Here is a 21,819-nt window from a genome sequence, read left to right on the forward strand (position 1 = left end):
GCCCTGTGGAGGCACGCCCAGCCTGTTGATGGATGCTGACCCGATGCCTGGTGCTCCGCTCGTCGACGCCCGCGTCCAAGCCGTTCTGGACATCCCGCTGCACCGGTTCCTCGGGGTCGAGCTGCGCGACGAGCAGGATCCGGCGTCCGGCATCCGCTTCCAGGTCGGGACGGCGTCGGAGAACCCGGCCCAGCTGCTGCACGGCGGCGTCGTCTACGCCCTGCTCGACGTCGCCTCCTTCCTCGCCCTGATGCCGACGCTCGGGCCGGGCGAGCACGCGGTGACCCACGACGTCGCCGCCTCCCTGCTCCGGCCGGTCAGCAGCGGGGCGACCGTCGACATCGTGGGCACGGTGCTGCGCCGCGGCCGCGCCGTCGCCTTCCTGCGGGCCGAGGCGACCGTCGACGGCGTCCTCGTCGCGACCGGCCAGGTCACCAAGACCGTGATCCCCGGCCGCTGACGGAATCCTCCCGCCCCGCCGCGTGCTGGCAGTTCCGTGATCACGAGGCTCTCGCTGCTGGACCGGTCGCGCACGCGGGTCGGTGAGCCCGACAGCGCGGCCCTGACGGGGACCGTCGAGCGCGCCGTCCGCGCAGAACGGCTGGGCTTCGACCGGTTCTGGGTCGCCGAGCACCACGGGGTCCCCGGCGTCGCGGGCTCCGCGCCCGCCGTCGTGCTGGCCGCGATCGCCGGGCGCACCGCCACCATCCGGCTCGGCTCGGCCGGCGTGATGCTGCCGCACCACCAGCCGCTCGTCGTCGCCGAGCAGTTCGCGACTCTGACGGCCTTCGCCCCCGGCCGGATCGACCTCGGACTGGGCCGCTCCCCCGGGTTCACCCCGCCGGTGCGCCGGGCGCTGCGGGAGACCGAGCGGGACTTCGCCGCCGACATCGTGGAGCTGGAGGCGTTTCTCGCCGGAACGGCGGAGATCACGATGCACCCGCAGCCGGCCGCCCCCGTGCCGCTGCACGTGCTCGCCACCGGCAGCGGGCTGCAGGTCGCCGCCGAGCTGGGGCTCCCGGTGATCGTCGGCGGCCCGATCCTCGGCATCGGCGGCGATCCGGAGCCCGGTCTGGAGGCGCTGGCCGGTTACCGCCGCGCCTTCCGCCCCTCGTCCCAGCAACTGGAGCCGCGGGTGTCGGTCAGCCTCGACGTGCTGATCGCCGACACCTCGGCCGAGGCGGCGGACCTGCTCCTGCCGGAGGCGTGGGCGATGGCCCGGTCGCGCACCGAGGGCGCCTTCCCGTCCCTGCAGCCGGTGGCCGAGATCCTGGCGACGCCGAAGACCCCGCGCCAGCAGCAGTACCTCGAGCAGACGGCGGCCGCCGCGATCGCCGGCACCGCCGACCGGGTGGGGAGCCGGGTCGCCGAGCTGATGGAACGCACCGGGGCCGCCGAGCTCGTCGCCAGCAGCAGCACCTTCGACCGCGACGCCCTCGCCGCCTCCGACGCCGCGCTGGCCGAGCTGTTCAGCTGAGCGGGCTCACCACAGCTCGAGCGAGCGCTGGAAGATCCCGGCGGCGTCGTCCTCGGTGACCGCCTTGGGGCTGGTCGCGAGGAGCCGCTGCTGCTTCATCGTGCCGTCCACCAGGTCGGGGATGTCGCCCTCGTCGAAGCCGACGGCGCCGATCCCGTTGGGCATGTCGATGTCGCGCATCAGGTCGGCGAGCACGGTGGGCAGGAACTCGGCCAGGTCCGACGGACGGTCGGCGCCGGGGGCCAGCAGCTCGGCGGCCCGGACGTGCCGCTCCGGGGACGCGTCGAAGGTGAACCGGAAGGCCTCCGGCGCGGTCAGCGACACCGACATCCCGTGCGGGACCATCGCCTCGCCGGCCGGGTAGTCCTTGGGGTGGAAGCCCTTCACCTGCCCGGCGATGGGATAGGCGTTGGCGTGCGGGATGTGCACGCCGGCGTTGCCGAAGCCCATGCCCGCGAAGGTCGCCGCGATCGCCATGTCCGACCGCGCCTGTGCGTCCTCGCCGTTGCGGACGGCGGTGCGGAAGGAGCCGGCCAGCAGGGTGAGCGCCTTCTCCGACCACATGTCCGAGATCGGGTTCGAGCCGCAGTAGGGCACCCGCTGCTCCGGCGTCCGGTGGTCGTAGGTCGTGTACCAGCGGGCGGTGTAGCTCTCCAGCGCGTGGCAGAGGATGTCCATGCCCGACGCCGCGGTGACCCCGGCGGGCTGGGTGAAGGTGAGGTCCGGGTCGATCACGGCCAGGGTGGGCCGCAGGCGAGCGTGGCTGATGCCGGTCTTCACCCGCGCCGAGATCACGTCCATCACGCAGATCGTGGTGCTCTCCGCGCCGGTGCCCGTCGTCGTCGGCACCGCGACCAGCGGCTTCAGGGGCTCCGGCGGCGCCTGCCCCTTCCCCACCGGCACGTTCACGTAGTCCATGAGCTCACCGGGGTTGGTGGTCAGCAGGTTGATCGCCTTGGCGGTGTCGATGCTCGACCCCCCGCCGACGGCGACGAACGCGTCCCACGGCCCGGTCGAGCGCGCCTCGTCGATCGCGGCGATCAGGCTGAGATCGGTCGGCTCGACGCGGACGCCGTCGAACACCCGGGCCTCGATGCCGAACTGGGCCATCTGGTCGGCCACGCGCTGCGGGTGACCCGTGGCCGCGACCCCCGGGTCGGTGATGACCAGGACGCGCTTCACCCCGTACCGGCTGAGGTCGTAGCCGATCTCGTCCGATGCCCCGCTGCCGAACTTCAGCTGCGGTGCGCCGTAGGTGAAGACGGTCTCCGGACTGCCGGGGACGGTGCTGGTCATGGACTTCTCCCGGGGCGGTGCGAGCGGCGTCGTGGACTCCCCAGAACCTTAGAACGGCTTGTGATTGACACCACAAGGGGGCCGTGGTGATGTCGGAGCACCTCATCCACGCGCTCTCCCTGGAGGACCCCGTGACCGATGCCCCCGCCGCCCCCTACATCGGCGACCTGCTCAAGGACTCGCCGAGCAACTGGGGCAAGTGGGGTCCGGACGACGAGGTCGGCGCGCTGAACTACCTCGGCCCCGAGCAGGTCCTCGCGGCGGTGAAGCTGGTCAGCTCGGGCAAGGTCTTCACCCTCCAGCGGCTGATCGGCGACCCCAAGGGCGACCCGGTGTGGCCCGGCCGCACCCCCGCCGTCCGCACCCAGGTGCTCGACGAGAGCGACTGGGACGAGGGCGGCAAGGGCGCTGCCTTCCCCGGCGGCCTGCACTACGCCGACGACAAGATCGACGCCTACCTGCAGGGCTCCACGCAGTACGACGCCCTGGGCCACCTCTGGTACGACGGCAAGATCTGGAACGGCTTCGACGCACGCACCACCGTCGGCGGCCTGGAGAAGGCCAGCGCCGAGCCGATCGCCGAGCGCGGCGTCGTCGGCCGGGCGGTGCTGCTGGACATGGCCCGCTTCCGCGGCAAGGAGACGCTCGACAAGGGCGAGACCTTCACCCACGAGGACCTCGTCGCCTGCGCCGAGGCCCAGGGCACGCCCATCCAGAAGCGCGACATCCTGATCATCCGCACGAACTTCCTGAAGCTCTTCCACGAGCAGGGCGACGCCTTCTACGAGGGCTTCAACGAGCCGGGCCTGGTCTACAGCCCGGAGCTGGTGCAGTGGTTCCAGGACATGGAGATCCCCAACCTGGTCACCGACACGATCGCCAACGAGGTCACCTTCGACCCGAACAACGGCTGCGCCCTGGTGCTGCACAACGCGCTGATGCGCAACCTCGGGGTCACCCTCACCGAGATCGCCGACGTGGAGAAGCTGGCCGCCGACTGCGCCGAGGACAAGCAGTACGCCTTCCTCTACGTCGCCGCCCCGCTGAAGGTCGCCAAGGCCGCCGGCACCCCGGTCAACCCCGTCGTCATCAAGTGACGCCATGAGTGCCTACGACGAGCGCCCCTGGCTGGCGCTCTACGGAGACCAGCAGGCCGACTACGACGTCGAGTTCGGCAACGCCCTGGAGATGTTCCGCGCCGGGGTGGCCAAGGACCCGGCGGCGGTGGCGCTGCGCTACTTCGACGGCGTCCTCACCCGGGCCGAGCTCGACGAGCTCAGCGACGGCCTCGCGGCCGGGCTGCTCGCGAACGGGTTCGGCCCGGGTGACCGGCTGGCGGTCTACCTGCAGAACGTGCCGCAGTTCGTCATCGCGATGGTCGCCGCCTGGAAGGCCGGCGGCGTCATGGTGTCGATCAACCCGATGAGCCGGACCCGGGAGCTCTCCTACCTGCTGAAGGACTCCGGCGCGAAGGTGCTGGTCTCCCTCGAGGCGCTCTACGACTCGGTCGCTCGGGACGTCGTCCCGGAGACCGACGTCGAACTGGTGCTCACCACCAGCGAGCTGGAGTTCCAGACGCGGAACGACGAGCGGCTGTTCGCCGGGATGACCCGGCAGCGCCACGAAGGGACGACGGACCTCTCCGAGTTCATCGCCCAGCACCGGGGCACCGTGCCGCCCCCGGTGGAACTCGCCGCCGACGACGTCGCGTTCCTGACCTACACCTCGGGGACGACGGGTGTGCCCAAGGGCGCGATGAACACCCACCGCAACGTCGTCTTCACCGCGCAGGTCTACCGCGACTGGGTGCACGCGGGGGCCGACGGCGGGGCGATCTTCGGCGTCGCCCCGCTCTTCCACATCACCGGGCTGATCGGCCACATCGCGGTCAGCATGCTCGCGCCGGCGCCGCTGGTCCTCGCCTACCGGTTCGAGCCGCAGGTGGTGCTCGACGCCCTCGCCGAGCACCGGCCGACGTTCACGATCGGCGCGATCACCGCCTTCACCGCGCTACTCAACGCACCGGGCTTCAGCAAGGACTCCTTCGCGTCGTTCGCCTCGATCTACTCCGGCGGTGCGGCGATCTCCCCGACCGCGGAGCGGGCGTTCCTGGAGGCGACCGGGAAGCAGGTGCACAACGCCTACGGCCTGACCGAGACGACGTCGCCGATGACGGTGACGCCGTTCGGCTCGCCCTCACCGGTCGACCCGACGTCGGGAGCGCTGTCGGTCGGTGTCCCGGCACCGAACACGATCGTCCGCATCCAGGACGACGACGGGAACGACCTGCCCCTGGGCGAGGTCGGCGAGATCGTCGCCGATGGTCCGCAGGTCGTCGCCGGCTACTGGGGCAAGCCTCAGGAGACGGCGGCCAACCTGCCGGGCGGGGCGCTGAAGAGCGGCGACGTCGGCTTCATGAACCCCGACGGCTGGGTGTTCATCGTCGACCGCAAGAAGGACATGATCAACGCCTCGGGCTACAAGGTGTGGCCGCGCGAGGTCGAGGACGTCCTCGCCGAGCACCCGGCTGTGCGGGAGTCGGCGGTCGTGGGCGTGCCCGACGAGAAGCGCGGCGAGACGGTCAAGGCGTTCGTCAGCCTGAAGCCCGGATCGACGACGACGCCGGACGAGCTGGTCGCGCACTGCAAGGAGCGGATGGCGGCCTACAAGTACCCGCGGATCGTCGAGCTGATCGACGAGCTGCCGAAGACGGTGACCGGCAAGATCCTCCGCCGGGAGCTCCGTGACCGCTAGGAACCGGCATCGGTTCGGGAACTGCCCGAACCCGTCTCGGAAACCTCCCGTTCCGCCGCTCCGGCAGTTACCGTGCAGCCGGCCCGGCTCCGCGGACCGCTCCTCGACCCGGCGGGAACGACGATGACCATCCCACCCCCACCGCCGATGGCGGCTGGACCGGCCGACCCCTCCGACGTCCGCGCACGGGACTCCGGAGCCGACGGACCGGCCCGGCGGCCTTCGCCGGTCCCCCGGGACCCCTCCGCCCGGCCGGTATCCCGACCGGACCGCCGGCGCATGGCGCCAGGGGGCCGCCACCGTGCGGAAGCGGCGCCCCCTCTCCCGGAGGCCACGGCTTCCCGCCGGGTGCGTGCGCTGGCCGTCCTCGCCGCGGGGCTGGCGACGGCCTCCGCCGTCGCGTCGACCGGCGTCCCCGCGTCGACCGGCGTCCCCGCGACGACGGCCGTGCGCGCCGCGGAGGTCGGACCGTCCGCCGCCGAGCCCCTGCCCGTCCCGGGCCAGATCCGCGTGGGCCCTCTGGCGATCCCGCTCATCGGCGTCCTGCCGGCCGGGGACTCGAACTGGTACCTCGCCGGTGTCGGCGCGGTGCAGAACTCGGATGCCGTCCGATGGCGGGGCATGGGCGCGCAGGCCGAACAGTGGGCGGCTCCGCCGCTGGTCCCGACCGCGCTTCTCGGCCCCGTGCCCGGCCCGGTGTTGGGCCCGGTCGCCCCCGTAGCGCCGCCCGGCGGAGCGACCGATCCCCTCCCGGCCCCGGACGACCAGCCGCGGGTCCCGGGAGGCACCGGCGCCGCACCCACGAAGCCCTCAGCCCCCGCTGCGCCGCCGCGCGAGGAGAAGCCGGCGGAAGAGCCGACCACAGCACCCGGGGCGGCGGAGCTGCCCCCCGCGCCCGCGGTGCCGCCGCCGGCCGACCCAGCGCCGGTCGACCCGGCACCGGTCGACCCACCGCTGGTCGACCCTCCGCCGGTCGGGCCCCCGCCCGCGGAGCCGACTCCCCCGGTGCCGGAACTCCCCGTCCTCGCGCCCGGGACGGCGCTCGGGGTCCTGGACCCCGTCTCCTGAGCGATGGCTCTCTCCGGCACCGTCGTCGACGCACGCACCGGTTCCCTGGGAGAGGAGATGCGTCCAGGTCAGGTACGTGGGTACGGACGCACCCGTGAGCGCTGATCCCGGAACCTCTGCCCGTGTCGTGGGCGGGCGCTACGCGCTCGGCGAGATGCTCGGCCAGGGCGGGATGGGCACCGTCTGGCAGGCGACCGATCTCGTCCTCGAGCGCCAGGTGGCGGTCAAGGAGGTCACCTTCTCGGTGCACGTCACCGCGGAGGAGCGCGCCCTCCTCCGCGAGCGCACCATGCGCGAGGCCCGCGCCGCCGGCCGCCTGGAGCACCCGCACGTCACGACCGTCTACGACGTCGTCGAGGAGGACGGCAAGCCCTGGCTGGTCATGAAGCACGTGCGGGCGCGCAGCCTCCAGGAGATCGTCGAGGAGCGCGGCCCGATGGATCCGGCCGCCGTCGCGCGGATCGGGCTGGACGTCCTCGACGCGCTGGAGGCCGCGCACGAGCTCGGCATCGTGCACCGCGACGTGAAGCCGGCGAACGTGCTCGTGGGAGCCGACGGGTCGGGCTGCCTCACCGACTTCGGCATCGCCACGACCACCGGGGACTCCAGCCTCACGACCCAGGGCGCCCTCATCGGCTCGCCGTCCTACATGGCGCCGGAGCGGGCCCAGGGCGAGGAGCCTCGCCCGGCCGTGGACCTGTGGTCCCTCGGCGCGACCCTCTATGCGGCGGTGGAGGGGCGCCCGCCGTTCGACCGCGGCGAGGGGATGGCCACGCTGATGAGCGTCGTCTCCGAGGACCCCGCACCGGTGCAGCGCGCGGGCCCGCTCGGGCCGGTGCTCGCCGGGCTGCTCACCAAGGACCCGGCACAGCGCCTTCGCGCGCCCGCCGCCCGTGCGGAGCTCCGCGCGGTCGTCGAGGGCCGGGCTCCGGCCCCGGACCCCACGTGGGCACCGCCGCCGTCCCCGCCGCGGGGCAGCATCGGCGGGAACTCGATGGAACGGATCGACGCCGCGGACCTGATCGCGCTGGCGTCGGCCTCGCGGACGCTCCTGGGATCCGTGGCCCGGGACGCCCGGGATCAGGTCAAGTACATGGCCGATCGCCGGCGCGAGCGCAAGGCGCCATCCGCACCGGCACCGGCACCGGCGCCCCCCGCCGCCGGTCCGCCGCCGCGTCGCCGCCGGCGCTTCAAGCGCCGCTGGGTCGTGGTCCCGGTGCTCACCACGCTGGCCGTGCTGCTGATCCTGCTCGTCGGTGCCGCCCTCGCCCTGGGCGCGTTCATCGACTTCTGACCCGCCCGGGGTGGACCGGCGGATGCGGGGTAGGGCTGCGGCATGCGGACCTCCGACGTCTACGGCTACGCCTACGACCAGATTCACGAGACCCTCCTGCGCAGCCTCGACGGCCTCGGCCTCGAGGACCTGCACCGCCGGGTGGCACCGGACGCGAACCCGATCGGCTGGCTGGCCTGGCACCTGCTGCGGGTGCAGGACGACCACGTCGCCGAGATCGCCGGCCGCGAGCAGGTGTGGACCGCGCAGGGCTGGGCGGACCGGTTCGACCTGCCCTTCGGCACGGACGAGATCGGTTACCGGTTCGACACCGACCAGGTCTCGGCCACGCGCATCCCCGCGGTGGACCTCCTCGTCGGGTACGCCGAGGCGGTGCACGCGCAGTCGGCGGAGTTCCTGCGCGGGCTCACCGACGCCGACCTGGACCGCGTGATCGACGACTCCTGGGATCCGCCGGTCACCGTGGGCATGCGGCTGGTGAGCGTGATCGGCGACGACTACCAGCACCTCGGTCAGATCGGCTACGTCCGCGGCCTGCTCGGATGAGCGGCCCGCGGTGACCTGCGCCAAGGTGGGGGCATGACCGAGACGCCGCAGCCCCGCGACATCGCCGTCGAGCAGGAGCCCGCCGAGGTGGAGGCCTCGTTGGAGGCGCAGAGCGAGCCCCGCGAGGCGCCGCAGGGCGACGAGGCCGACGTGGAGGGCCACCCCTCCTAGGCGCGCTGGGTGAGATCCCGGGCGGCGATGCGCCGGTCGGCCACGTAGTACAGCGTGGTGCCCGGCGTGACGGGCGTGTCCCAGGGCGGGCTGACTGCGAGCCCGTCCGCACCGCGCAGCGCCAGCACCGTGGCCTGGAAGGACCGGCCGAACCAGGTCTGGCACTCGCCGAAGGTCGGGTGCGGAAAGCCCTGCGGCACGGCCACCGAGTACGTGTTGCCGTGACCCCCGCTGCGCATCAGGTCCGCGTAGATCTGTGCGATGCCCGGATCCGTCGCCTCCTCGGTGAGGAGGAACGGCATGTGCCACTGCACCACCTGGATGTCGTCGTGCACGTAGCCCAGGTTCTCGGCGCGCTCGAGATCGCGGACGGCGGCGACGAGGTGGACGTGCGGGTTGGCGTGGTGCACCGCCACCGCGACCGCGAGGGTCTCGTTGTCGTCCCGGCCGTCGATGACCACGGTCCGGGCCGCCTGGACGCACGCCCGCGTCATGACGTCCTCGTGCGACAGGTCCCCGCGGACGAAGTGCACCGCGGGCAGGTCGGGCACCGGGTTCTCCGTGACGTCGTCCCAGGCGCAGAGGGCCACCTGGACCCGCCGCTCCGCGGTCAGCTCGGCGAGCATGCGCTCGGTGCGCCCGGGCCAGTAGCCGAGCAGGACCAGGTGGTCGGACAGCTCCAGGGGGACCACACCTCTCAGACGGCGGCCCCGCAGCGACTGCAGGGCGTCGGACAGCCGGGTGAACAGCAGCGTCAGGGTGACGATGCCACCGATGATCACGTAGGCCCCGACCATCCGGCCGCCGAGGGAGGCGGGGAAGACGTCGCCGTAGCCGACGGTCGCGGCGGTCACCAGGAAGTACCACCAGTAGGTGCTCGGCGCGACGATCGAGCTCCCGGCCGGCTCGACGAGCGTCATCGCCAGCCAACTGGTGAGGAAGACGACGAGAGCGACCGCCAGGGGAAGCCGCCAACCCTGCAGCCGGAGCCGCACGAACCGGGAGACGCGGCGGACGAAGAAGGGCAACGACACTCCTGATCCGAAGGCGGTGGGTCGACGCAAGCTACCGTGCGTCGCCCTCGGGCAGCCCGTCCCGCACCACCCGGGCGGCCAGCTCCGCAAGCAGGCGGGCAGCGTCCGACCGGCAGCGATCGAGGTCGGGCTCCACCTCGGTGAGGGCGTGCGCGGCGGCGACGCCGGCGGCCGCCAGCCGGTCTGGCGGGACCTGCACCGCCCCCGCCAGGACGACGCACGGCACGCCGGCCGCCCGGGCGCGCGCGGCCACCTTCGCCGGCGCCTTGCCGCGTAGGGTCTGCGCGTCGAACGCACCCTCCCCGGTGAGCACGAGGTCGGCGCCCTCGAGCGCGGCGTCCAGCCCGACCAGGTCGCACACCATCGCCGCCCCCGACGTCACCTCGGCGCCCAGCACGGCCATCGCGCCCGCGGCCGTGCCACCGGCGGCGCCCGCACCCTGTCGCCGCTCCACCCAGGCGCCGACGGTGTGCATCAGCACCGATGCATAGCGGGACAGCGCCGCGTCGAGGAGCGCGACCTCCACCGGGCCGGCCCCCTTCTGCGGTGCGAAGACCGCGGCGGCGCCGGACGGTCCGGTCAGCGGGTTGTCCACGTCGGTGGCGACGACGATGCGGGTCTCCGGCAGCCGCGGGTCCAGCCCGGCGAGGTCGATCCGCACGAGCGTGGCGAGGCCCGCTCCCCCGGGGCCGATGTCGTCGCCGGCGGCGTCCAGCAGCCGGGCGCCCAGGGCCTGGAGCATCCCGGCGCCGCCGTCGGTCGTGGCACTGCCGCCCAGGCCCAGCACGATGCGCCGCGCGCCCGACTCCAGGGCGGCGAGCAGCAGCTCCCCCACGCCGCGCGTCGTCGCCGTCATCGGCGCCGGCTCCTCCAGCAGCCCGAGCCCGGCAGCGGCGGCGAGCTCGACGACCGCCGTCGTCCCGTCGACGGCGAACGTCGCCTCGACCGGGCGCCCGTCCGGGCCGGTCACCGACGCGTCGCGCGCCTCGTACCCGGCGCGCAGCGCCGCCGCCACGGTGCCCTCTCCCCCGTCGGCGACCGGCCGGAGCACCAGGTCCGCGTCCGGCAGGACGCGGGCGATCCCGGCTGCGATCGCCGCCGCCGCGTCGTCGGCGGAGAGCGTGCCCTTGAAGGAGTCGGGGGCGATCACGATGCGCACGACGGGCAGCATGCTCCTGCTGGTCGTAGCGTCCGCTCCGTGACCGTCGAGAGCCCTGACTTCTACGCCTTCGAAGACCTGCTGGAGCCCGCGGAGATCGAGATCCGCGACCGGGTGCGCGCCTTCGGCGAGAAAGAGGTCGTGCCGCGCATCAACGAGTACTGGGAGCGCGCCGAGTTCCCGTTCGAGCTGGTGCCACTGCTGGCCGAGACCGGCATCGTCGGCGGCACCATCGAGGGCTACGGCTGCCCCGGCATGAGCAACGTCGCCGCCGGGCTCGTCGCCGCCGAGCTGGCCCGCGCCGACGGCAGCGTCGGCACCTTCAACGGGGTGCACAGCTTCCTGGCCATGCAGTCCATCGCACTGCTCGGCGACGAGGAGCAGCGCGAGCGCTTCCTCCCGCCCATGGCGCGGCTGGAGAAGATCGGCGCCTTCGGTCTCACCGAGCCGCAGCACGGGTCCGACGCCGTCGGCCTGGAGACCTCGGCCCGCGCCGACGGCGACGGCTTCGTGCTCAACGGCCAGAAGAAGTGGATCGGCAACGGCTCCATCGCCGACTTCGTGATCATCTGGGCCCGCGGTGAGGACGGCAAGGTCGGCGGCTACGTCGTCGAGAAGGGCACCCCGGGCTACGAGGCCACCGTCATGACCGGGAAGACGGCGCTCCGCGCGGTCTGGCAGGCCGAGATCACGCTGACCGACGTCCACGTGCCGGCGGAGAACAAGCTGGCCAACTGCCACTCCTTCAAGGACGTCTCCCAGGTGCTCGACCGCACCCGGTACACCGTGGCGTGGCGGGCGCTGGGCCTGGCGACGGCGTCCTACGAGCTGGCGCTGGCGCACGCCATGCAGCGCGAGCAGTTCGGTCAGCCGATCGCGGGCTTCCAGCTGGTGCAGGACAAGCTCGCCCGGATGCTGGCCGAGATCACCTCGATGCAGCTGATGTGCTGGCGGCTGTCGAAGCTCGCCGACGAGGGGCGGATGACGGCGGCGATGGCGTCGCTGGCGAAGATGAACCACGCGGCCAAGGCCCGGGCGATAGTCGCGGACGCCCGCGACATCCTGGGCGGCGACGGGATCCTCATCGACCACCACGTCGCGCGGCACTTCGCCGACATGGAGGCGGTCTTCACGTTCGAGGGCACCGACTCGGTGCAGGCGCTGATCGTCGGGCGGGCGATCACCGGGCTCTCGGCGATCAGCGGCCGCAAGCCCGAGAAGAGCTAGACCGGGCGGGCCCGTGCGAGCCGCTCAGCTCGCGCGGGTCAGCCGCTGGCCGGAGGCGGTGAGGCGGGCGCACTCGGGGCAGCCGGTGCGGCCGATGCCGACCCGCTCCCACCGCTGGGTGCCCCACACCTGGACGATCGCGCCGCAGACCGCGAGCTCGACCTCGCCGTCCAGTTCGGCCGGCGGGCGGTGCGCCTCCACGGCGTGCCAGGGGTAGGTCTGCTGACTCTGCTGGCCGCCGGACCAACGATCGGGTCGGGCGAACCCCACGGCATACGTGCTCACGAGTTCTCCAGTTCCCGATGTGCCTCCCGGCCAATCCCCCTGATCGGGCGAAACCGGACGGCTCCGCGCGACGACTCCGACCACTCTCCGCAGTCGTGCGCGGCGTCGTTCCCCCGGCGGAGGACGCCAGGACGGCGCTACCGTCGGAGGCCTCATCGAAAGAGGTGCACGCGGATGGATCCGGTCAGCCTGCTGGTGGGCGCCGCCCTGCTCGGCGTCGGTTTCGTGGCCGGGCGCCTGGGTCGCCGGAACCCCGCCCCTCCCCCGCCGGTGACGCCGCTGTGCGGGTGCGGCCACACCCTCAGCCAGCACGACACCGCCACGAACACCTGCTACGCCGAGCTCCGCCGCGACACCTACGACAAGCGCGGCCGCTGGTCGGGGCACAGCTGGGTGCCGTGCACCTGCCGCCAGTACGTCGGGCCGCGGCCGGTCGACGAGGTGTTCGTGCCGCGGATCCTGCCGCCGGGCGACTGATCTCGCCCCGTCCCGGGCATCGGGTGCGGGTGAGCACTCCGACCGAGCCCGCCCGCGCCGAGCGCGTCGACAACCTGCTGGCGCTGACCGAGCCCGCCCGCGCCCTGGTCAGCGTCGGCGCCCTGGCCGCCGGCTACCCCCTCCTGCGGTTCGCCGCCCGGGGAGAGCCGCACCCCGTCGTCGTCCTTCCCGGCTGGCTGGCGTCCGACGTCTCCACCCGCACCATCCGCGGCTGGCTGGGCTGGCTCGGCTATCCGACGGTCGGCTGGGACCTCGGCCGCAACCACGGGCCGCGCAAGGAGGTGACCGACGCCGTGCGCACGCTGGTCGAGCGACTGGCCGACCAGCACGGGACGCCGGTCAGCATCGTGGGCCAGAGCCTCGGTGGGATCTACGCCCGGCGGCTGGCCGAGCGCAGCCCGCACCTCGTACGCCAGGTGATCTCGCTCGGGTCCCCGTTCGCGGGCGTGCCGCCCCGCCGGAAGGCGGCCGCCGGAAGCAGCATGTACCAGGAGTACCGGAAGCTGCGGGCCGTCGAGCGGGTCCGCCCGGCGAAGCCGCTGAAGGTTCCGAGCACCTCGGTCTACTCGCGCCTGGACGGCGTCGTCGACTGGCGCACGTGCCTGCAGGAGGAGGGGCCGATCAGCGAGAACGTCGCCGTGCACGCCAGCCACCTCGGCATGGGCCTGGACCCGGCGGTGCTCTGGATCGTCGCGGACCGGCTGGCCCAGCCCGTCGGGGGCTGGCGTCCGTTCGAGCGCCCGACCCGCTTCGGGCTGCGCTCGCTGTTCCCGACCGACTGACAGCCGGGGACCGGCAGGTGCCCGTCCCCGGCCGGACGTCAGCCGCGGAGGAGCTCTCCGAAGCGGGCGCTGCTCTCGTCGATCGCCGCCTGCGCGGCCGGCGAGACGGTTCCCATGTCAAAGAAGCCGTGGATCATCCCGTCGTACCGCTGGACGTGGACCGGAACCCCGGCCGCACGCAGCGCCTCGCCGTAGGCCTCGCCCTCGTCCCGGAGCGGGTCGAACTCCGCCGTCACGATCACCGCCGGAGGCAGTCCCGAGAGGTCGGCACCGTGCAGCGGCGACAGCCGCGGGTCCTTGGCGTCGTGCCAGCCCTCGGCGTAGTGGCGGTAGAACCAGTCCATGGTGTCCTTCTCGAGGAAGTAGCCCTTGGCGTTCTCCACGCGTGAGGGGTACTCGCCCTCGGCGTCCACCGCCGGGTAGATGAGGAACTGGGCCGCCATGGGCGTGCCGTCGGCGTGCAGTGCTTGCGCGACGACGGCGGAGAGGTTGCCGCCGGCACTGTCCCCCGCGACCGCGAGCCGCTGGTCGCCGCCGAACTCGTCCAGATGCGCCGCGATCCAGCGCGCCGAGGCGACCGCGTCGTCCGCAGCCGCCGGGAAGGGGTGCTCGGGGGCCAGCCGGTAGTCGACGGCGACCACCACAGCACCGCTCCCCCGGCAGACGTTGCGGGCCATGTTGTCGTGGGTGTCGAGGTCGCCGATCACCCAGCCGCCTCCGTGGAAGAAGATGACCGTGGCGAACGGGCCCTCGCCCTCGGGGCGGTAGACGCGCGCGCGGAGGTCGCCCTCGGCCCCGGGCACGGTGCGGTCCTCGGTCGAGCCCACGGGCGCCAGCTGCTCGGGAGTGCGCGCCCCGTGGGTCAGGGCCAGGTAGAGCTGCCGCCCGGCCTCCGGGGTTCCTTCGTACATGGGCGGCATCCCGGCCTGCTCCATCATGGACAGGATCGCGGCGATGTTCGGATCGACGGGCACGGCGTCTCCTGGGTCTCGGGGAGTGCGAACGTAACCCGCGGCGCGGACGTGATCCAGACCGCCGATCCGTGCTCCGATCAGCCGTTCAGGCCCAGACCTGCCCGGCGGCGAGGACGACCAGGGTCGCCGCCGTCCCGACCTCGACCACTGCTCCGAAGACGTCGCCGTTCACCCCGCCGAGGCGTCGGGTGGCGTGCGCGGTCAGCGCGGTCGCGGCCGCCAGCGCGGCCAGCACCGCGCATCCGGCCCACACGGCGTCGGCTCCGTCGCCACCCGTTCCCATCCGCAGCCCGGCAGCGGCGGCGACCAGGAGGACCGTGAGCGCCCACCGCAGCGCCGGAGGATCGCCTCCGGCGACGAGGCTCCCGAGTGACGAGCCGCCCGCCACCGGGCGCGCGGCGGCGTGCAGCACCGCGACCCGTCCGGTCGTCGTCGCGAGGACGACGGCCAGCAGCCCGGTCGCCGGGGACGAGTTCTCGAGGACGGCAGCGAGGGCGGCTCCCTGAACGAGCAGCAGGCAGATCAGCGCGGCGACGCCGAACGCGCCCACGTCGGGACGCCGCATGATCGCCAGCGCCTGATCCGCCGGCCGCCCGCTGCCCAGCCCGTCGGCGAGGTCGGCCGTGCCGTCCAGGTGCAGCCCGCGGGTCAGCAGGGCGAGGGTGCCGACGACGAGGGCCGCGGCCAGCAGCGGCGCGCCGTCGTCACTCCCCCGCCAGACCGCGAGCGCCGACACGAAGGCGAGCGCGCCGAGCAGCACGCCGACCAGCGGCAGCCAGCGCAGCACGCCGGGACCGGGGGTGCGGGCCGAGGCCGGGACCGGCAGCACGCTGAACATCCCGAGCGCCGTGAGCGGGCCGGTCACTTCAGCCGCTGCGGCAGACCGGCGGTCAGCAGGAACACCCGCTGCGAGGCGGCGGCGATCCGGGCGTTGAGGATGCCCAGCTCGTCGCGGTAGCGGCGGCCGGAGACGGTGGCCGGCACGACTCCCGAGCCGACCTCGTTGCTGACCGCGACCACCCGTCGCCGGGTGCCCGACCAGGCGCTGACGACGTCGTCGACCGCGCGGGCCAGCCGCTCGTCGGCGCCGTCGTCCTCGGTCCAGATCCCGCAGTCGTCCATCACCCGCGCCAGCCAGGTGGAGAGGCAGTCGAGGAGCACCGGCGGCCCGGGGCGGCCGAGCTCCGCGACCAGGTCGACCGTCTCGACGGTGCGCCAGCTGCCGGGGCGGCGCTCCTGGTGCAGCGCGACGCGGTCGGCCCACTCGGGGTCGCCGTCGTCGGCAGGCAGCCCGCAGGCGACGTACTCCACCTGCCGCGCGCGGAACAGCAGCTCCTCGGCGTACCGCGACTTGCCCGACCGGGCTCCGCCCAGCACCAGGGTGCGGCGCGGGGGGCGGCCGATCACGAGACCCGCCCGGCGGTGCGGCGGGCGCGCAGCGCGGTGAGCAGGAGCTGGGCGGCGAGCGCTGCCCCGACGCCCTCGCCGGCGCGCAGCCGCAGGTCCAGCAGCGGCTCGAGGCCCAGGTCGGTGAGCACCGCGGCGTGCCCGCGCTCGCGGCTGCGCTGACCGGCGATCAGCGCCGTCTGCGCGGCGGGCTCCAGGCGCACCGCGACGGCCGCTGCGACCGAAGTGACCAGACCGTCGAGCACCACCGGGACGCCTGCCGCGGCGGCGCCGAGGGTGACGCCGGTGAGCACCGCGATCTCCGGCCCGCCGAGCGCGGCCAGGAGGGTCATCGGGTCGGGAGACGCGTGCTCGTCCCGGACCCGGTCCACGGCACCGCGTACGACGGCGCGCTTGCGCTCCAGCATGGCCGCGTCGGCTCCCGCGCCCAGGCCGACGGCGTCGTCGGGGTCGAGGTCCAGCAGCGCGCAGGCGAGCGCGGCGGCGACCGTGGTGTTGCCGATGCCCACCTCGCCCAGGCAGACCAGGCCGGCCGCGGCCAGCTCGGTACCCAGCGCCCGGCCCTCCGCCACCAGCGCCACGGCGGCGGACGGCGCGAGTGCGTCGGAGGTGAGCAGATCTCCCTGCGGGTCGGCCGACACCGCGGAGTGCGCCCGGACCTGCAGCCCGGCCTGCCGCGCGGTGGATGCGCCGAGCGACTCCCCGGTGCGGGTCGCGGCCAGCACGTCGGCGGTGACCGAGGCGGGGTAGGCGGAGACGGCGTGCGCGGCGGCGACCGGGTGGTCGGCGGCGGCCACGACCAGGGTGCCGGTCTCGGGGACCGCGCCGCCGAGCGCGAGCACGCGGTCGACGGCGCGGTCCAGCACACCCAGCGATCCGGGCACGGCGAGCAGGTCGTCGCCGGTGTCGCGCGCGGCGACGACGGCCTCGGGCTGCGGGCCGGCCAGGTGCGAGGGCGGCGCGGCCGGCCCCTCCCCCGGCCAGCGCTCGTGCAGAACGACGTCGTCCAGCGGCGCGCGGGTGGACCAGCCGTGCCGCATCAGGCCGGGCTCGGGCGGGCGCTCGTCGGGCCAGCCGAGGCAGAGCCAGCCGAGGGTCTCCACCCCCTCCGGGAGGTGCAGCAGCTCGGCGAGGTCGGCGGGCTGGAAGAGGGTCACCCAGCCCATGCCCAGACCCGAGGCGCGGGCGGCCAGCCAGATGTTCTGGATGGCACAGGCGCAGCTCCACAGGTCGGCGTCGGGGAACGTGGCGCGGCCGAGCACGCCGGTGGCGTGCGCTCGGCGGTCGCAGGCGACGACGATCCCGACCGGCGCCTCGCGGATCCCCTCCAGCTGCAGGTCGAGCAGGCGGGCGCGGCGGTCGGGGGTGAGCAGCTCGGCCTGGCGCAGCCGCTCGCGGTCGGCGAGCACGGCGGCGCGGTCACGGGTGGCCTGCTCGGTGACGACGACGAACCGCCACGGCTGCGAGTGCCCGACCGACGGCGCGCGGTGCCCGGCCTCGAGGACCGTGCGCAGCAGCTCCGGCGGAACGGCGTCCGGGCGGTACCGGCGGATGTCGCGGCGGGCTCCGATGACGGTGTGCAGCGCCTCGACCGTGGCCGGGTCGAACGCCCAGGCCGAGGGGTGGGCGGCGCGCTCAGCGGCGTGGGTCTGGTCCCCGATCACCGGGACCGGCCGGGGCCAGGTCATGCCAACTCCTCCATCGGTCTCCGGAGGAACCCTCGCACGCCCGGCCGCCGGCGCCGAAGCCCGGTTCCCCCGCACGGGCCGAGCATTCAGCCCTCCGTGGCGGCCAGTTCGCTCAGCGCGCTCCGGAGCGCGGCGGTCCGCTGGGCGCCGAGGGCGACGGCGAGCGCCGACTCGGAAGCGCCGACCAGCGCCTCCCACCGGGCCAGCCGGTCGCGGCCGGGGCCGGAGAGGTGGACGACGACCTTGCGACCGTCCTCGTGGTGCGGCAGGCGGTAGGCCAGCGCCCGGTCGACGGCGGCGTCGACCAGCCGGGTGCAGCTCGGCGCGGGCAGGTGCAGCGCGGTGACCAGCTCACCCATGGTGCGTCCCCCCGCGGTCAGGGCGCGCAGCAGCCGGTAGCCGTCCAGCGTGCCGCCGTCCTCGGCGAGGGCCGCGGACACCTGCCCGGCCAGCTTCCGCTGGGTGACGGTCAGCAGTTCGACGAGGTCGTCGGTCACACGTTCGGCGTCGATGCCTCCGCCCCGGACCATGCGGAGACCATACTTCTCGCCGTGTCCGGTGCCGAGCGTCCGCTGGACCCGTGGGACCTCCTCGTCACGGGTGCGCGCAGCGACGTCTTCCACGTCGGGCTCGCCGTTCCGCTCTCCGGGCCGCTGGCCCTCACCGCACCGTCGGCGCTCGACCTGGCCGGCCTGGCCGCCGACGAGCTCAACGCCGCTGGCGGGGTCGACGGCCGCGAGGTGCGGCTGGTCGCCGTGGACTCCGGTCGCGCGCCCGAGGTGGTCGCGGCCGAGGCGGCGTCCCTGTTCCGGGCCGGGGCCTTCGACGTCCTGGTCGGTTTCCACACCAGCGACGTCCACCGGGCGCTGGAGCGCGCACTCCCGCCGGGCGCCCGCTACGTGTTCACCCCACCGCACGAGGGCGGTCGGGCGCGGCCCGGCGTCGTCCGCACCGGTGCGTCACCCGCCGAGCAACACGCAGCCGCCCTGACCTGGCTGGTGGGCAACCGCCGAGCCCGGCGCTGGGTGTTGCTGGGCACCGACTACGTCTGGCCGCGGGCGGTGCACCGGGCCGCGCACCGGGCCCTGACCGCGGCCGGCGCGCAGGTGGTCGGCGAGGCGCTGGTGCCGTTCGGCCCCACCGACATGGGCCCGCTGCTGGACCTCGTCCGCCGGGTGCGGGCCGACGGGGTGCTGCTGAGCATGGTCGGGCGCGACCTGGTCACCTTCAACCGCGAGTTCACGCGGGCCGGGCTCGACCGACGGGTGGTGCGACTCTCCGGCGCGCTCGAGGAGAACGGCCTCTACGCCGTGGGAGGCGACGGGACCGGCGAGCTGTACGCCTGCATGCCCTCGTTCGCCTCGACTCCCGGCGGCACCGACGACGCACAGCTGGAGCTCCAGGAGCGGCTCGCCCGTCGCTCCGGTCCCTGCGCCCCGGTTGCCTGCGCCTACGCCCGCGGCCTCTACGACGGGGTCCGGGTCGCCGTCGCCGGGCCCGGAAGCTCGAGCCGCTCCGGGCCGCCCGCTCGCCTGGCCCGCGCCGACGGGCTGGCGCTGCGCGAGATCCCCGACGCTCTCACAGCCTGAGACGGATACTTCCATCTGGAAGGATTCGGTCCTACTCTGCTGGCGCCCCGGCACCGCTCCGGGATGACACGGAGGAAGAGCGCCCCATGAGCGAACCCCGCACCACTCCCGGCCCCGCACTCGGCGGGGTGACGCCCGCCGCCAGCGAGCAGGGCGTGGAGTCCTTTGGCTACAAGCAGGAGCTCAAGCGCTCGCTGAGCTTCGGCGACCTACTGGTCTACGGCCTGGTCTTCATGGTCCCGATCGCGCCGTTCGGCATCTTCGGCGGCGTCTTCCAGGCTTCCGGCGGAATGGTCGCGCTGGCCTACATCGTCGGCGGACTGGCGATGGCGTTCACCGCGGCGTCGTACTCGCAGATGTCGCGCGCCTTCCCCATGGCCGGCTCGGTCTACACCTACGCCGGCCGCGGCATCTCCCGGCCCGTGGGCTTCATCGCCGGGTGGATGGTCCTGCTGGACTACCTGCTCATCCCCGGCCTGCTCTACCTGATCTCCGGGTTCGCCATTAACTCGATCCTTCCCGACATCCCGGTCTGGGTCTGGGTCGTCGCCTTCGTGCTCCTGAACACGGTGGTCAACTTCTTCGGCATCGAGTTCACCGCGCGGGTGAACAAGATCGTGCTGGTCGCCGAGCTGATCGTGCTGGCGATCTTCCTGGTCATCGGCGTCATCGCGCTGTCCTCGGGCGAGGGGCGCGGCTGGGACTTCTCCCCCATCTACAACGCCGACACCTTCTCCCTGGAACTGGTCTTCGGCGCGGTCTCGGTCGCGGTGCTGAGCTTCCTGGGCTTCGACGCGATCTCCACCCTCGCCGAGGAGAACCGGGACTCGGCGCGCTCCATCGGCAAGTCGATGATCGCCGCGCTGATGCTCGCCGGAACGCTGTTCGTCGTCCAGACCTGGGTCGCGGCCCTGCTCGTGCCGAACCCGGACACCCTGATCGCCGAGGGCGACGCCGCCGGCACCGCCTTCTACGACGCGGCCGAGGTCGCCGGTGGCGCCTGGCTGGGCACGCTCACCGCCGTCGCCACGGCGATCGCCTGGGGCTTCGCCAACTCGCTGGTCGCCCAGGCCGCCACCTCGCGGCTGCTGTTCGCGATGGCGCGGGACCGCCAGCTGCCCTCGTTCCTGGCCACCGTGCACCCGACCCGGCGGGTGCCGGTCAACGCCACGTTCCTGGTCGCGGCCATCTCCCTGGCGCTCGGCATCTACATGAGCAGCCGGGACGACGGCATCACGCTGCTGTCCACGCTGGTCAACTTCGGCGCACTGTCGGCGTTCCTGCTGCTGCACGCCTCGGTGGTGGTGCACTACATCGGCCGCCTGAAGAGCCGGAACTGGTGGCTGCACCTGGTCGTGCCGGTCATCGGCTTCGCGATCCTGGCCTACGTCGTCTACAACGCGCAGGTCGCGGCCCAGGAGCTCGGCTTCGTGTGGTTCGCGATCGGCGTCGTGCTGCTGGGCTTCCTGCTCGTCACCGGCCGCAAGCCCGAGCTCAAGACGGAGGAGTCCCTGTGAGCCTCGAGGTCGTCCAGCTCTCCCCCACCCCGGACCAGTACCGCTACACGTTCGGCGGCGCCCCCGAGCCGCTGGTGCGGGTGCAGCCGGGCACGGTCGTGGAGCTCACCACCGAGGACTGCTTCGGCGGCCGGGTGACCAAGGCCGAGGACCTGCCCAGCGCGGTCTGCGACTTCTCGCAGCTCAACCCGGTCACCGGGCCGATCCACGTAGAGGGCGCCGAGCCGGGCGACACCCTCGCGGTGCACTTCGTGGAGATCGCGCCGGCCCGCGACTGGGCGGTGTCGACGACGTTTCCGCACTTCGGAGCGCTCACCGCCACCCACAGCACGGCGATGCTGCACGACCCCCTGGAGGAGGTCGTGTGGGTCTACGAGGTCGACCGCGAGCGGGGCACCTGCCTGTTCCGGCCGCGCCGTGGAGGCCCCGAGGTGGAGCTGCCGCTCGACCCGATGCACGGGACCGTCGGCGTCGCTCCGGCCGGCGGTGAGGTGTTCGCGACCGTCACGCCCGGCGCGCACGGCGGGAACATGGACACTCCCGAGCTGCGGGCCGGCACGACGGCCTACTTCGGCGTGAACGTCGCGGGCGGTCAGCTGGCCATCGGCGACGGGCACTGCCGGCAGGGCGAGGGCGAGGTGTGCGGCACCGCGGTCGAGGCGGCGATGCGCACCGTCGTCGTCGTCGACCTGATCAAGGGTGGCGGCAACCTGTGGCCGCGGCTGGAGACCGACGACTACCTCATGTCGACCGGCTCCACCAAGCCCCTGGAGGACGCCTACCGGGTGAGCCAGCACGACCTGGTCACCTGGGCGGCCGAGCTCACCGGCTGGGACACCCTCGACGCCTACCAGCTGGTCAGCCAGGCCGGGCTCGCTCCGGTCGCCAACGTCGTGGACACGAACTACACGATGGTCGCCAAGCTCGCGAAGGCCTACCTGGGCCGCGAGGGCGTCACCGTGAACGACGGCGTGCACGACCGGCTGCGCGCTGCCGGCGCGGCCTACCTCGCCCAGCGCTGACCCGCACACCCCCTCGGGGCCCGGCCGGATC

The 21,819-nt window shown here is 73.8% G+C and carries 23 protein-coding genes; 14 read left to right on the top strand and 9 right to left on the bottom strand.

Annotated features, from left to right (window positions below):
* The first annotated feature begins 43 nt into the window (after positions 1-43).
* Together LBW97_RS02235 and LBW97_RS02240 are read left to right on the top strand one after the other, a co-directional pair.
* Positions 44-460, top strand: a complete 417-nt coding sequence (locus LBW97_RS02235; RefSeq protein ID WP_224497777.1) for a PaaI family thioesterase — start codon at positions 44-46, stop codon at positions 458-460.
* Positions 461-496: 36 nt separating this feature from the next.
* Positions 497-1,477 (top strand): MsnO8 family LLM class oxidoreductase, encoded by a 981-nt coding sequence (locus LBW97_RS02240; RefSeq protein ID WP_224497778.1) that lies wholly within the window; start codon positions 497-499, stop codon positions 1,475-1,477.
* A gap of 6 nt (positions 1,478-1,483) precedes the next feature.
* On the opposite strand, the gene LBW97_RS02245 is transcribed toward LBW97_RS02240, so the two are convergent.
* Positions 1,484-2,773, bottom strand: coding sequence for a hydroxyacid-oxoacid transhydrogenase (locus tag LBW97_RS02245; RefSeq protein ID WP_224497779.1), 1,290 nt, complete (start codon positions 2,771-2,773; stop codon positions 1,484-1,486).
* Between the two features lie 89 nt (positions 2,774-2,862).
* On the opposite strand from LBW97_RS02245, the gene LBW97_RS02250 reads away from it, so the two are divergent.
* The 6 genes from LBW97_RS02250 (at position 2,863) to LBW97_RS02275 (ending at position 8,606) form a co-directional block, all read left to right on the top strand.
* Entirely contained in the window at positions 2,863-3,870 is a 1,008-nt protein-coding gene (locus LBW97_RS02250; RefSeq protein ID WP_224497780.1) for a cyclase family protein, read from the top strand.
* 4 nt (positions 3,871-3,874) lie between these two features.
* Positions 3,875-5,527, top strand: a complete 1,653-nt coding sequence (locus tag LBW97_RS02255; protein ID WP_224497781.1) for an AMP-binding protein — start codon at positions 3,875-3,877, stop codon at positions 5,525-5,527.
* A 348-nt stretch (positions 5,528-5,875) separates the two neighbouring features.
* Positions 5,876-6,595, top strand: coding sequence for a hypothetical protein (locus LBW97_RS02260; RefSeq protein ID WP_224497782.1), 720 nt, complete (start codon positions 5,876-5,878; stop codon positions 6,593-6,595).
* Positions 6,596-6,689: 94 nt separating this feature from the next.
* Positions 6,690-7,889 (top strand): serine/threonine-protein kinase, encoded by a 1,200-nt coding sequence (locus LBW97_RS02265; protein WP_224497783.1) that lies wholly within the window; start codon positions 6,690-6,692, stop codon positions 7,887-7,889.
* 42 nt (positions 7,890-7,931) lie between these two features.
* Positions 7,932-8,435 carry a DinB family protein gene (locus LBW97_RS02270; protein WP_224497784.1) on the top strand — a complete coding sequence of 168 codons (504 nt, stop codon included), beginning with the start codon at positions 7,932-7,934 and terminating at the stop codon, positions 8,433-8,435.
* Between the two features lie 33 nt (positions 8,436-8,468).
* Positions 8,469-8,606, top strand: coding sequence for a hypothetical protein (locus LBW97_RS02275; protein ID WP_224497785.1), 138 nt, complete (start codon positions 8,469-8,471; stop codon positions 8,604-8,606).
* Here LBW97_RS02275 and LBW97_RS02280 read toward each other — a convergent pair.
* Complete coding sequence (locus LBW97_RS02280) at positions 8,603-9,634, bottom strand: potassium channel family protein (RefSeq protein WP_224497786.1); 1,032 nt, start codon at positions 9,632-9,634, stop codon at positions 8,603-8,605. The two genes, LBW97_RS02275 and LBW97_RS02280, sit on opposite strands and share 4 nt — an antisense overlap.
* A 37-nt stretch (positions 9,635-9,671) precedes the next feature.
* A complete protein-coding gene (locus tag LBW97_RS02285) occupies positions 9,672-10,799 on the bottom strand; it encodes a glycerate kinase (RefSeq protein WP_224497787.1) in 1,128 nt (375 codons plus the stop codon).
* Positions 10,800-10,838: 39 nt separating this feature from the next.
* On the opposite strand from LBW97_RS02285, the gene LBW97_RS02290 reads away from it, so the two are divergent.
* Positions 10,839-12,026: an acyl-CoA dehydrogenase family protein gene (locus tag LBW97_RS02290; protein ID WP_224497788.1), complete on the top strand. Its 1,188-nt coding sequence runs from the start codon at positions 10,839-10,841 to the stop codon at positions 12,024-12,026.
* A 24-nt stretch (positions 12,027-12,050) separates the two neighbouring features.
* Here the strand turns inward: LBW97_RS02290 and LBW97_RS02295 are convergent, their stop codons facing one another.
* On the bottom strand, positions 12,051-12,311 hold the full coding sequence (locus LBW97_RS02295; protein WP_224497789.1) for a hypothetical protein: 261 nt from the start codon (positions 12,309-12,311) through the stop codon (positions 12,051-12,053).
* 174 nt (positions 12,312-12,485) lie between these two features.
* Between LBW97_RS02295 and LBW97_RS02300 the strand changes: the two genes are divergently transcribed.
* Both LBW97_RS02300 and LBW97_RS02305 read left to right on the top strand, forming a co-directional pair.
* Positions 12,486-12,788 carry a hypothetical protein gene (locus LBW97_RS02300; RefSeq protein WP_224497790.1) on the top strand — a complete coding sequence of 101 codons (303 nt, stop codon included), beginning with the start codon at positions 12,486-12,488 and terminating at the stop codon, positions 12,786-12,788.
* 29 nt (positions 12,789-12,817) lie between these two features.
* Positions 12,818-13,591, top strand: a complete 774-nt coding sequence (locus LBW97_RS02305; protein WP_224497791.1) for a triacylglycerol lipase — start codon at positions 12,818-12,820, stop codon at positions 13,589-13,591.
* Between the two features lie 38 nt (positions 13,592-13,629).
* On the opposite strand, the gene LBW97_RS02310 is transcribed toward LBW97_RS02305, so the two are convergent.
* From LBW97_RS02310 to LBW97_RS02330, 5 genes are all read right to left on the bottom strand, one after another.
* Complete coding sequence (locus LBW97_RS02310; RefSeq protein ID WP_224497792.1) at positions 13,630-14,565, bottom strand: alpha/beta hydrolase; 936 nt, start codon at positions 14,563-14,565, stop codon at positions 13,630-13,632.
* An 85-nt stretch (positions 14,566-14,650) separates the two neighbouring features.
* Positions 14,651-15,430: an adenosylcobinamide-GDP ribazoletransferase gene (locus LBW97_RS02315; RefSeq protein ID WP_224497793.1), complete on the bottom strand. Its 780-nt coding sequence runs from the start codon at positions 15,428-15,430 to the stop codon at positions 14,651-14,653.
* Positions 15,427-15,972: a bifunctional adenosylcobinamide kinase/adenosylcobinamide-phosphate guanylyltransferase gene (locus tag LBW97_RS02320; RefSeq protein ID WP_224497794.1), complete on the bottom strand. Its 546-nt coding sequence runs from the start codon at positions 15,970-15,972 to the stop codon at positions 15,427-15,429. The genes LBW97_RS02315 and LBW97_RS02320 overlap by 4 nt, the downstream gene beginning before the upstream one ends.
* Positions 15,969-17,660 carry a 5,6-dimethylbenzimidazole synthase gene (bluB, locus tag LBW97_RS02325; RefSeq protein WP_224497795.1) on the bottom strand — a complete coding sequence of 564 codons (1,692 nt, stop codon included), beginning with the start codon at positions 17,658-17,660 and terminating at the stop codon, positions 15,969-15,971. The genes LBW97_RS02320 and bluB overlap by 4 nt, the downstream gene beginning before the upstream one ends.
* A gap of 86 nt (positions 17,661-17,746) precedes the next feature.
* Complete coding sequence (locus LBW97_RS02330; RefSeq protein ID WP_224497796.1) at positions 17,747-18,190, bottom strand: MarR family winged helix-turn-helix transcriptional regulator; 444 nt, start codon at positions 18,188-18,190, stop codon at positions 17,747-17,749.
* Between the two features lie 21 nt (positions 18,191-18,211).
* Between LBW97_RS02330 and LBW97_RS02335 the strand changes: the two genes are divergently transcribed.
* From LBW97_RS02335 to LBW97_RS02345, 3 genes are all read left to right on the top strand, one after another.
* Positions 18,212-19,249 (top strand): ABC transporter substrate-binding protein, encoded by a 1,038-nt coding sequence (locus LBW97_RS02335; protein WP_224497797.1) that lies wholly within the window; start codon positions 18,212-18,214, stop codon positions 19,247-19,249.
* A gap of 86 nt (positions 19,250-19,335) precedes the next feature.
* Positions 19,336-20,766: an APC family permease gene (locus tag LBW97_RS02340; protein ID WP_224497798.1), complete on the top strand. Its 1,431-nt coding sequence runs from the start codon at positions 19,336-19,338 to the stop codon at positions 20,764-20,766.
* Positions 20,763-21,788 carry an acetamidase/formamidase family protein gene (locus LBW97_RS02345; RefSeq protein WP_224497799.1) on the top strand — a complete coding sequence of 342 codons (1,026 nt, stop codon included), beginning with the start codon at positions 20,763-20,765 and terminating at the stop codon, positions 21,786-21,788. Before LBW97_RS02340 ends, LBW97_RS02345 begins: the two co-directional genes overlap by 4 nt.
* The last annotated feature ends 31 nt before the right edge of the window (positions 21,789-21,819 follow it).

It is taken from the genome of Blastococcus sp. LR1 (assembly GCF_020166105.1).
GTDB lineage: Bacteria > Actinomycetota > Actinomycetes > Mycobacteriales > Geodermatophilaceae > Blastococcus.